General features: G+C 43.9%; 10 protein-coding genes and 1 pseudogene. 1 reads left to right on the top strand and 10 read right to left on the bottom strand.

The genetic code is table 11. The features are described from left to right. Positions 1–86: 86 nt before the first annotated feature. The 10 genes from D8790_RS06110 to D8790_RS06160 all read right to left on the bottom strand — a co-directional run bounded on the left by D8790_RS06110 (position 87) and on the right by D8790_RS06160 (position 9,763). Entirely contained in the window at positions 87–506 is a 420-nt protein-coding gene (locus D8790_RS06110) for a GNAT family N-acetyltransferase (protein WP_125387965.1), read from the bottom strand. A gap of 49 nt (positions 507–555) precedes the next feature. Continuing rightward, positions 556–1,689, bottom strand: coding sequence for a molecular chaperone DnaJ (gene dnaJ / locus D8790_RS06115; RefSeq protein WP_045497925.1), 1,134 nt, complete (start codon positions 1,687–1,689; stop codon positions 556–558). Between the two features lie 278 nt (positions 1,690–1,967). Then, positions 1,968–2,297, bottom strand: coding sequence for a hypothetical protein (locus D8790_RS06120; protein WP_125387966.1), 330 nt, complete (start codon positions 2,295–2,297; stop codon positions 1,968–1,970). A gap of 210 nt (positions 2,298–2,507) precedes the next feature. Beyond that, positions 2,508–4,337: a molecular chaperone DnaK gene (dnaK, locus tag D8790_RS06125; protein WP_125387967.1), complete on the bottom strand. Its 1,830-nt coding sequence runs from the start codon at positions 4,335–4,337 to the stop codon at positions 2,508–2,510. A 252-nt stretch (positions 4,338–4,589) separates the two neighbouring features. Further along, positions 4,590–5,156: a nucleotide exchange factor GrpE gene (gene grpE / locus D8790_RS06130; protein WP_125387968.1), complete on the bottom strand. Its 567-nt coding sequence runs from the start codon at positions 5,154–5,156 to the stop codon at positions 4,590–4,592. A 38-nt stretch (positions 5,157–5,194) separates the two neighbouring features. Then, positions 5,195–6,229: a heat-inducible transcriptional repressor HrcA gene (gene hrcA, locus D8790_RS06135; RefSeq protein ID WP_125379979.1), complete on the bottom strand. Its 1,035-nt coding sequence runs from the start codon at positions 6,227–6,229 to the stop codon at positions 5,195–5,197. 193 nt (positions 6,230–6,422) lie between these two features. Beyond that, positions 6,423–6,974 (bottom strand): ClbS/DfsB family four-helix bundle protein, encoded by a 552-nt coding sequence (locus D8790_RS06140; protein WP_045497940.1) that lies wholly within the window; start codon positions 6,972–6,974, stop codon positions 6,423–6,425. A gap of 12 nt (positions 6,975–6,986) precedes the next feature. Further along, on the bottom strand, positions 6,987–7,601 hold the full coding sequence (locus D8790_RS06145; protein ID WP_045497942.1) for a GyrI-like domain-containing protein: 615 nt from the start codon (positions 7,599–7,601) through the stop codon (positions 6,987–6,989). Positions 7,602–7,662: 61 nt separating this feature from the next. Beyond that, positions 7,663–8,562 (bottom strand): helix-turn-helix transcriptional regulator, encoded by a 900-nt coding sequence (locus D8790_RS06150; protein ID WP_125387969.1) that lies wholly within the window; start codon positions 8,560–8,562, stop codon positions 7,663–7,665. Between the two features lie 328 nt (positions 8,563–8,890). After that, positions 8,891–9,763 (bottom strand): mechanosensitive ion channel family protein, encoded by an 873-nt coding sequence (locus D8790_RS06160; protein ID WP_045497948.1) that lies wholly within the window; start codon positions 9,761–9,763, stop codon positions 8,891–8,893. A 163-nt stretch (positions 9,764–9,926) separates the two neighbouring features. On the opposite strand from D8790_RS06160, the pseudogene sstT reads away from it, so the two are divergent. After that, a pseudogene (gene sstT, locus D8790_RS06165) lies at positions 9,927–11,146 on the top strand (serine/threonine transporter SstT). The last annotated feature ends 106 nt before the right edge of the window (positions 11,147–11,252 follow it).

Genomic DNA, 11,252 nt, shown 5'->3' on the forward strand with positions numbered 1-11,252 from the left:
TTCTCCTTTTCTTAGATTTTATTTTAACATACATACTGAATGTATGCAAATGAATATTAAAAAACAGAAACCGAATTGGCTTCCGTCTATTTGAGAATGGCTTCGTTTAATCGCTTGATGAAATGATATTTGGTCACACCTTTTTGTGGAACATCTTCCAGACTGGCATAGATTTCATAGCCTTGCTTGATGTAAAAATCCCTGGCCTGATAAGATTTGGTGGACAAGGTGATGCTGCTGACTCCCGCTTTCTCAGCCTTTTCTTCTAATTCTGCCAGCAGACTAGCTCCCAAGCCCTTTTTCTGGTATCCCTTATCTACCACTAAGGCCTTTATATGAATGTTTTCCAACACCTGTTGGGCATGGAGCAAGGCAATTAATTTCCCTTCCTCTTCACGTGTCAGATAATAATCCTTGGGCTCAAGTTCTTCAAGCCTAGCCGACCCAAAAGAAGCCTCATATTGCTCCTTGAAAACTTGCTCGATAAAGTCATGAAATTCTGTCATTTCTTGCTCCTAACGAAAAAGCAGAATAGTAACTCTGCTTTTTCCTTCTTTATTCCCCTTCAAAGACATCTTTCATCTTATCAAAGAAGCCTTTCTTTTTAGGGCTCACTGTGATGTCTCCAGCCGCCGCAAAATCCTTAAGAGCCGCCTTTTGACGGTCATTGAGGCCTGTTGGCGTTACGACATTGACAGTGACATATTGGTCACCGACACTTCCATCGCGCAGATTTGGTGCTCCCTTACCACGCAGACGGAAACGTTTGCCAGTCTGGGTTCCCTCTGGAATTGTCAATTCAACATTTCCATGCACAGTTGGGATTTCCACACTGTCGCCCAGAGCTGCTTGCACAAAGTTGAGGTTGAGCTTGTAGTAAATGGTAGAACCGTCACGCTCAAATTTATCGCTTGGCTCAACGTTCACTACTACATACAAGTCTCCATAAGGACCGCCATTAAAGCCTGCCTCACCTTGACCCGCCAAGCGAACTCGTTGACCTGTTTCCACACCAGCCGGAATTTTTACATGAACGCTATGCGCTTGCTTTTCATGTCCTGTTCCATGGCAGGTTTCGCATGGACTTTTGATTTCTTGTCCGCGACCGTGACAGACATCACAGGTTACTTGTCGACGCATCATACCCAGCGGTGTCTGAGTATCAACATTGATGACACCAGAACCATGACAGCGCCCACAAGTTACTGGGCTAGTTCCTGGCTTGGCACCTGAACCATGACAAGTGCGACAGCTAGCTTCACGATTGTATTTAACTTCTTTTTCTGTACCGAAAATAGCCTCTTCAAAGCGGAGATTTACCCGATACTGGAGATCGTCTCCTTGACGCGGAGCGTTTGGATTACGAGTCGCGCCACCGCCAAAGAAGCTAGAAAAGATATCTTCGAAGCCACCAAAACCAGAGCCATCAAAGCCGCCGAAGCCGCCTGCGCCACCGCCAAAGCCACCATTGGCACCCGCCGCACCATATTGGTCATAGGCAGCCCGCTTTTGCTCATCGCTCAGCGTTTCATAAGCCTCCTGGACTTCCTTATATTTATCTTCCGCCCCAGGCTCTTTATTGATATCTGGGTGATATTTTTTAGATAATTTCCGATAGGCTCTCTTAATCTCATCCTGAGAAGCATTCTTTGAGACACCTAAACGATCATAAAATTCTGTATTGTTCATATAAGATACCAAGAGCGAACAGAAAGCGACTAAAATTTAGGAAACCGACAAGAAATCCTGATTTCTTAGGAGATTTATCTAATTTCCAAGCTTTCCGCTCGGGTTCAATTACGAACACCCTTGTTCCTTTCTGTTAATATTGCGGAACGAAACCTCGATTTAGGTCGGGTTCAGTTCCTTTCTAACTTAGTTTAAAGAAAAACCAAAAATTTACGTTCCAACTCTTTTCTTACCGAAAAACAGAGGCTGGGTTGCAACCTCTGGATTTCAAATATTTACTATTTAAGTAATCCTGGAACCTCTCTAAGTATATTGATAATTTCTCTAGCTCTCGAATACCTCTTAGAATAAGAGCCGTTTGTTCCATCATCATCGCAGTAACTATAATTATGAGTGATTGTATGGTCATCCTCAACAATATACTCATTAATCTCTTTTCTAGTATACTTACCATCAGAACACCAGTTATCAAAACTATGTTCCTTCACGGAACTGTTTCCAACGCAACCTTTAAATTTTAATAACAAACTTACGTCATTATCATTTAAACGCGAATTAGAAATATCAACATATCGTGAAAGATATTCACGTTCTTCCTTAGTAGCCATCAGTTTTGGTAGGTCCTCATCTTTAATTTTCAATAATAGACCGAGGCTAAGACACCAACTTATCTACCTCATCTAATTTTTCGAAAAACCTTTGACGCGGTAGCTGATTGGATTTTGGGTTCGTCTTTCAGACTCCCAAAAATCCTAATCATCCTCGCGGGGGTTCGACTACGAACTAAAAACTTTCAATTTTTAGTTCTGTCTCACCGCCTATTTCTCCGTAAACTCTCCATCTACGACGTCATCGCCTGCGTTTCCTGTTGCTTGTGCGCCTTCTGCTCCTGCTTGTGCTTGAGCTTGTTGAGCTGCTGCGGCTTGTTCGTAGAGTTTCACTGCCAAAGCTTGAGCTTTTTCGTTCAACGCTTCAAGTTTTGCTTTCATGTCGTCCAAGTTGTTGTCTTCTTGCGCTTTCTTAAGGTCATCAAGGGCAGCTTGGGCAGCGTCGCGTTCTGCATCAAAGCCTTTGCCTTCAGTTTCCTTGATAGTCTTTTCAGTTGCAAAGATAGCTTGGTCCACTTCGTTACGAAGGTCAACTTCTTCCTTACGTTTCTTATCTGCTTCAGCGTTTGCTTCTGCATCTTTCATCATGCGGTCAATTTCTTCGTCCGTCAAGCCTGAGTTAGATTGGATGACAATTGTTTGTTCTTTTTGAGTTCCAAGGTCTTTCGCCTTAACAGATACGATACCGTTCTTGTCGATGTCAAATGTTACTTCGATTTGAGGAATTCCACGAGGTGCAGCTGGGATATCTGTTAATTGGAAACGTCCAAGAGTCTTGTTATCTGCCGCCATTGGGCGTTCACCTTGAAGAACGTGGATATCAACAGCTGGTTGGTTGTCTGCTGCAGTTGAGAAGACTTGTGATTTAGATGTTGGAATAGTAGTGTTACGATCGATAAGTTTTGTAAATACTCCACCCATTGTTTCAATACCAAGTGACAATGGGGTTACGTCAAGAAGGACAACGTCTTTAACATCACCAGTGATGACACCACCTTGGATAGCCGCACCCATAGCAACTACTTCGTCAGGATTTACTGATTTGTTTGGTTCTTTACCAGTTTCAGCCTTAACAGCTTCTACAACGGCTGGGATACGAGTTGAACCACCGACAAGGATCACTTCGTCGATATCTGACAAGCTCAAACCTGCGTCTGAAAGGGCTTGACGAACTGGAACTTTTGTACGTTCTACAAGGTCACGAGTCAAATCGTCGAATTTGGCACGAGTCAAAGTCATTTCCAAGTGAAGAGGTCCAGCCTCACCCGCAGTGATGAACGGCAAGCTGATTTGAGTTGAAGTCACACCAGAAAGGTCTTTCTTAGCTTTTTCAGCTGCATCTTTCAAACGTTGCATTGCCATCTTGTCAGTAGACAAGTCAATACCGTTTTCTTTCTTGAATTCTGCTACCAAGTGGTCGATAATCTTTTGGTCAAAATCGTCACCACCGAGTTTGTTGTCCCCTGCAGTTGCCAATACATCAAAGACACCGTCACCCAATTCAAGGATAGATACGTCGAATGTACCACCACCAAGGTCGAATACCAAGATTTTTTCTTCTTTGTCAGTCTTGTCCAAACCGTAAGCAAGGGCTGCTGCAGTTGGTTCGTTGACGATACGTTCTACTTCAAGGCCAGCGATTTTACCAGCGTCTTTTGTTGCTTGACGTTGTGCGTCGTTGAAGTAGGCTGGAACTGTGATAACTGCTTTAGTTACTTTTTCACCAAGGTAGTCTTCAGCATAGCCTTTCAAGTATTGAAGGATCATAGCTGAAATTTCTTGCGGAGTGTATTCTTTACCGTTAGCAGAAACCTTTTCTGAAGTACCCATCTTAGATTTAATAGAGATAACAGTATCTGGATTTGTAACTGCTTGACGTTTTGCAGCATCACCAACGATGATTTCACCATTTTTGAATGACACTACAGATGGAGTTGTACGGTTTCCTTCTGGGTTTGCAATGATTTTGCTTTCAGTTCCTTCAAGAACTGCAACTGCTGAGTTTGTTGTACCTAAGTCAATACCGATAATTTTAGACATGTGTTTTTCTCCTTAAATTTTATTTTCTGTTTTTCTTTTTAATACTCTTCTTAGGTGGCGGCGCCGTCAGAGCTTGACTTCGTCAATCTCTTTGACTAAACTTTGAGCCTAAGTCTCAAAGTTTGCGCAAATAACGCCACGGCGAAGAGTATTGTCTTTGGTTCGCTTCGCTCACTGTTGCAAAGCTGAACAATTTTTTATCTTTCTTCATAGTTTATTGTCGTTTCGGACAAGTTTTTTAAGCTTTCTAGCTTAGCTGTAAACTACTACCATAGCTGGTCTTAGGATGCGGTCATGGAGTTTGTAGCCTTTTTGGAAGACTTGGGCAATGGTATCTGCTGGATGTTCGTCATCTGCTGGAACGGTTTGGATGGCCATATGGTAGTTATGGTCAAATTCGCCGTCAGCTGCGATTTCTTCGATTCCTTCTTCTTTCAAAGCGTGAATCAAGCTCTCTTGCACCATTTCCAAGCCTTTTTTGACATCGTCTGTCAATCCTTCAACGGCAAGCGCACGCTCAAGGTTGTCCAAAGAAGGGAGAATCGCTTTTGCCAAATCTTGGCTACGATAGCGTTGCAAGAGTTGGCGCTCTTCATTGGCACGACGTTGGATATTTTGCATTTCTGCATGAGCGCGAAGGTATTTATTTTCAAAGTCTTCTGCACGCTCATTGGCTAGTTCTAATTCTGATTTTTCAGGAGTAGTTTCATCCGCTTCTTTAGCGGTTTCTACCTTTTCTTCTGCAGTCTCTACAGCTTCTTCAGTAGCTTCTACCACTTCCTCTTCTTTTACTTCTTCGTTTTTTATTTCCTCAGACATTTTTCGCCTCCTTTTTAGGAATTTATGTAATTTCATGTTCAACTCACCTCATAATGATTGCTACTCAAATAGCGGTAGAAATCTGTGAGTTTCATCGTCAAGACTCGATTGACAACATTAAGTTGGCTGACCACCTTTTGGTAATCCAGATTGACTGGACCGACCACTGCCAGCATACCAAAGCCTCGATAGGGAATTAAAAACTTGCTGGAAATCAAGGTTAGATTGGCCAGACAGTCCTCTTGACTAGCTGCGACACGGACATTTTGCATCTGATCCTCAGCTAGACTATCACGGATCTCAAAAGCCACCTTCTGACGATCATCAAAGAACTGATAAGCCTCAAGATCCGCAAAACGTAGCAACTGGACTTTGCCAGCTACAGCTACTTTCTCCGAAAACATCTGAGCAAAAATATGCTCAAAGAGATCGAGAACATTGTCCGTCGTCGTAAAGTAACGCTGGATAATCTGCGGAATCTCCGTCCGAATCTTGTAGTGGATATCTAAGACCGTCTGTCCCAAAAAGCGCTCCTGAATCATATCCCTCAAGCGCAGTAGGTCATCCTGGAGAAAATTCCTAGGAATCATGAACTGACTGGTCAGGGTATTGGACTCATCTAGAGTAAAGACAGCTAAGGCTGCATGCTGGCTAATAACAACGATATCAAAAGCCGTCAGCCGTTGCCGACTAGGTTCGACGTCAAGAGCTACAACCGTGCAAGCACTCAACTCTGCCAAAACGTCCGCTGCCCGCTGCAGGATATCCTCCAGCTTGAAGAACTCTTGGTCAAAAGCTTTGACGACCTCATAGAGCTCATTTTCCGCCAGCTGATCAAAGGTCAAGGAATGGCGGACAAAATACTGGAAACCAGCGACACTTGGCTTGCGCCCACTCGATGTATGAGCCTTTTCTAGCAGCCCTTCCTTTTCCAAGGCTGCCATATCATTTCGAATGGTGGCACTCGAAGACTGGATAGTCTCTTGCAAGGCTTTAGAACCGACAGGCTCATGCGTCTTGGTAAAGATATCAATAATTAGATTTAAAATCTCATTTTGGCGTTCTGTTACCAAGGACCTCACCTCTCTTTAGAAAATTTCCAGCCACTGGCGAGATTTTATTTTTTATATTTAGCACTCTAACACATCGAGTGCTAAGTTATGATTCTATTATACACTCTTAAAAATGAATGTCAAGACAAAAAACCAAAAAATTAGCACTCTTTTTACAAGAGTGCTAAAAATCAGTCTCAAGTCCTAGAAAACTTTATTGGACAGGATTCACTTTACAATTCTTTTGATGAGCTTTAAGCTTTTTCATAGCCCAATCATAGTGGCTGGATGTAGAGCTGACAAAATAAGAACCCAAGGTCGTTCCGCCTGTCCATTTATAAACTCCCTTGGAAAACAATTCTTCATTGGTCAAGGTTGCGGCTAGGTCCAGGACATCTCTATGCGAACTAGCCAGCAAAGAACTTGCCTCCTCAAGAGAGGTCTGCTGGTGCTTTTCCCAAAATGCGACATTCATCTCACCATAAGTTCTCCAATTGTAGGGAGCAGGCAGGAAGGACTTCTCTTCTCCCCTTTGATTGGCCTGCACCCAGTCGAGTAGCAGCTGGTGCCATTCATAAAGATGGATTAAGACATCCCTCAGATTCCGATCGCGCTTCCAGTGAGCTTCTTTCTTTTTCTCATCCTTTGAAAAATCAAAGGGCCTCGCCAACTCTTCTGCTGTCATGTTCGAAATGAGCAGATTGAGTTTTTCAAAATTTTCTGTAGCTGCAGCCAGCAAATCTTTTTTTGTTGTAGGTCTTGGCATGACAAATTCCTCCTATCTGACGGAATACCTTAAGATGGTTTTAAACTTTTCTTCTGGTGTCCTATTTTTGTTGCTCAAGTAAATCTCTCTGTGAACGTGGTCGCATCTCTCCAGTCCCAAGCTGTTTGCCAGCTCAGCCATTTTCTCAAAAGAGGCCGGCTCACTGTCATAACTTCCTATGTGTAAGACCTGAATGGCCCGCTCCTCTGGCAAGCTCTGCAAACAAATGTCGTCATAGAGGGGATTAGGCTTTTTCTTGCGGACATTCTCAAGCGCTGCCGCAAATATATCCTGATCGATGACATTGGGCTGCTGAATCATGAGCTGATAGCGAAGTTGACTTTTATCGAAGCCTTCCCCAGCAGCTTTTTCCCAGATTCCTTCCAAAGGATAAACCGTGAAATCAGTCACCTTGTCCTCCGCCTCGTTTTTCATCACGGATTTAAAGAGCATTTTTACGGAATAGGCCAGCGAATAAAGGGCAGATACCCGCTCGGAGAAATCCGCTTCATTGGGATCGCCCGCTCCTTCGATCACAATGAACTGTTGACTTGGCACCTCTACCAGCTCTGGCTTTTTCTTGGCTCCATAAAGGCCTTTCTCGCTTTTTCTCCATTCATATTTCATCTTGCTCCCCCCTTCTCTCTTCTTATCTATTAGTATACAAGAAGATACCTGACACCCTATGTCAAGTTTTATATTTTTCTATCAACCTAGAAAGTATTTCTTTCATTTTCACTCGGATTTCGGGCGGATCTAAGACCTCCACAGAGTCTCCAAAGGACAGGATGTAACTGAACAAACGGTGATCGTTGGGAATCTCGATTTCTGTATATAAATTTCCTTCCGCATCTGTCCGAATGTCTCCGCTTAGTTCATCATAAACCCTGAAGGCCACTTTGCGATCAAACTTGACTGTCAACTTAATGGTATTTTCATAGGTCAGTTCCTTTTCCAAGACGACATCTTCAAAGCTGTCCTCAAACTTTTCATCCAGCCGCTCCAGATTTTTCATCCTAGATAGTTTAAAATACCTGAATTCCTGTCGCAAGAGGCAGAAAGCATAGAGGTACCAACTCTGATTTTTAAACAACAAGCGTACAGGCTTGACACGACGGCTTGTCTCCCGCTCATCACTAGCAAAGTAAGAAAAAGAAACAAGGTGCTTGCCTAGAATTGCAGTTTTTAGTTGATGAAAGGTAGCTTCATATGCTTTATCGTTTTGCCAGTGATTAAAATCGATTTCGATCCAGTTGGGATTTTTAATTTGAAAAAGCGCTGAAAGCTTTGTAAGTAGGTCACTTTGGTAAAGCTGACTGGTGCTGCCCAGACCTTGCAGGGCCGCCATGATCTGCTCTTTCTCCTCCGCTGTCAGCAGGGACTTCCGCAAGACAAAATCCTCTGCGATTTCTATGCCGCCACCTTTTCCTTGCATGGTATAAATCGGAATCCCAGCGCTGCTAAGAGAGTCCACGTCTCGATAAATAGTCCGAACCGAAACTTCAAATTTCTCTGCTAGCTCCGTTGCAGTCACTTTCCCTCTCTCCAAAATGTAGTACAATATCCGAAATAGTCGATTATTCTGCATGCTTGCTCCTTCTCCTCTTCCTATTATACAATACTTGCCACAGCATGTCATATTTAAGCGGGTTAAACCTCGGATAAGCTGTAATGAAAAAGAGAGTGGGACAGAAATCGGTAATTCGTTAGAATTCGATTTCGTCGTCCCACCTCCGCACAGTTGAGTAGGGCTGTAAAAGCTGATGAAATCAGCGTAGTAGAGCCCACTCAACCACTGCGTCTTGCTCGACATTCCAAAGACAATTGAAAGGCTAGGACTTTTGTCCCAGCCTCTTTTAGTGATTAAAAACCTTATTTCCGATAGATGTTATTTGCCTTTGTTTCCCCGACTACTACTAAGCTTTACCATTATTTCCTGCGACAGGAGCAAATGTTGGCAAAGCCACCCCCTCTTTTAGCAAGGCTTCATGGTAGAGCTTGTAGAAAATATGGTACAGGCTCGCCTGCATACCGCTTGCAACGATTAAACTAATCCGAAAGTAAAACTGCCCGCTCGCAGTCATTTGCGGTCCCAAAATATCAGGTTCCTTCAAAACTTCTGGATGTTCAGGCACAGCTTCCTGATTGACAGCAGCAATAATCCGATAAATCTCATCCAAATCCGTCTCAGCATAGATAGGAATATCAATCAGAACTCGCATATCGCCACGAGAAAGATTGCTGACAACGGTGATATTTCGATTGGGCACAAAGTGAAGAGTTCCGTCCGCATCGCGTACCTGCGTAGTCCGAATCCCAACACTGACAACCGTTCCTGCGATATTGATAGCACCATTGGTCAAGCGAACATTGTCCCCTACATCCAATTGACGCTCTAAGAGAATAAAGAAACCATTGACTAGGTCGGACAGAAAGCCCTGCGCTCCCATCCCAATTGCCACACCAGCAATCCCTGCCCCAGCTAAAAGACTTGAGACCGGCAAGCCCAAAATGGATAAAACCCAATAGAACAAGAGAAAATAAAGTACATAATTGAGTAAATTCTCAATTAAGCGCATAATGGTCTTTTGCCGAGCGACATCCTGCCGAGATAATTTCAAAGACGGCGCAATCAGTCTAGTCACAAAAAGATGGAGAATTTTCTTAGCCACCCAAAATAGTACACACAAAAAGACCAAGGAGACGAATTTTGAAAACACGTCATCCAAAATAGCTGACCAGTTGAATTGCTGGAAATAGCGCGTGAAAACATTCCCATTAGCTGTCATTCTTTCCTCCCATGAGATACAAAAATCTTATTCATTATACCACAAAGGGCGACAGATAGGCATCAAAGCAGCCTTATTCTGCATAGCGAATACTAAAAAACATTGATTTTATACGACCTCTAGCGTATAATGGAAAGCAGTTTATTTTAGAAAGGGAGCTCCTATGTTTCATCGAATTCTTTCTGCTTGGAATCGCGCCAATCTTATCAAACGGATTTCTATTGGGATTGTCACAGGCGCCCTGCTGGCTCTTATTTTCCCACAAGCCAGCGCCATTAGCCTCCTCGGCCAAATCTTTGTCGGTGGCCTAAAAGCTATCGCACCGCTGCTCGTTTTCACTCTCGTTGCCAATGCCCTCTCTCAGCACCAAAAAGGGGGCAGAAGAGCAATATAAAAACCGTCATTATCCTCTATCTAATCGGGACTTTTGCGGCTGCCCTTGTCGCTGTCCTTGCCAATTATATTTTCCCTGTGACCATCGAGCTGACCGCAGCTAGCTCGGAAGTTAGTCCCCCAGAAGTCATCGGCCAAGTTCTGAGCAATCTCCTCCTCAACCTTGTCGATAATCCGATCAACGCTTTGACCAAGGCCAATTATATCGGCATTCTGTCTTGGGCAGTTGTCTTTGGAGTGGCCATGCGAGAAGCAAGTCAGCAAAGTAAAGAACTTTTGAAAACACTGGCAGATATTACTTCGAAGATTGTCGAATGGATTATCAATCTGGCTCCCTTTGGTATTTTAGGGCTGGTGTACACGACCATTTCTGGCAAAGGATTTGAAGCACTCAAAAGCTACGGCATGCTCCTTCTCCTATTACTGGGTTCCATGGCCCTTGTTGCGCTGGTCGTTAACCCCTTGATTGTCTTCATTATGCTTCGGAAAAATCCTTATCCACTGGTTTGGCGCTGCTTAAAAGTCAGCGGAGTCACTGCCTTTTTCACTCGTAGTTCGGCTGCCAATATCCCTGTTAATATGAAACTGTGTCGAGATTTGGGTCTCAATCCTGAAACCTACTCGGTCTCTATCCCACTCGGTTCCACTATCAACATGGCAGGAGCAGCAGTGACAATCAACACGCTGACCCTCGCAGCAGCCAATACACTGGGCATTCAGGTGGACTTTGGAACAGCACTGGTGCTTAGCATCGTTGCGGCCATTTCCGCCTGCGGGGCTTCTGGAGTGGCTGGAGGCTCGCTTCTCTTGATCCCTGTGGCTTGTAGCCTCTTTGGTATCCCAAACGATCTGGCTATGCAAGTCGTCAGCGTTGGTTTTGTCATCGGTGTCATCCAAGACTCTTGCGAAACCGCCCTCAACTCAGCCACAGACGTGCTTTTTACAGCTGTTGCTGAAATGAGCACCTGGCCCAAAGAAAAACGTTATTAAACAAAGCGCTGAGGCTGGGACAAAAGTCCTAGCCTCTCAATTGTCTTTGGATTGTCGAGCAAGACGCAGTGGTTGAGTGGGCTCTACTACGCTGATTTCATCAGCT

Origin of the sequence: Streptococcus cristatus, assembly GCF_003943535.1 — a bacterium.
In the GTDB taxonomy this organism is placed as follows: Bacteria; Bacillota; Bacilli; order Lactobacillales; family Streptococcaceae; genus Streptococcus; species Streptococcus cristatus_L.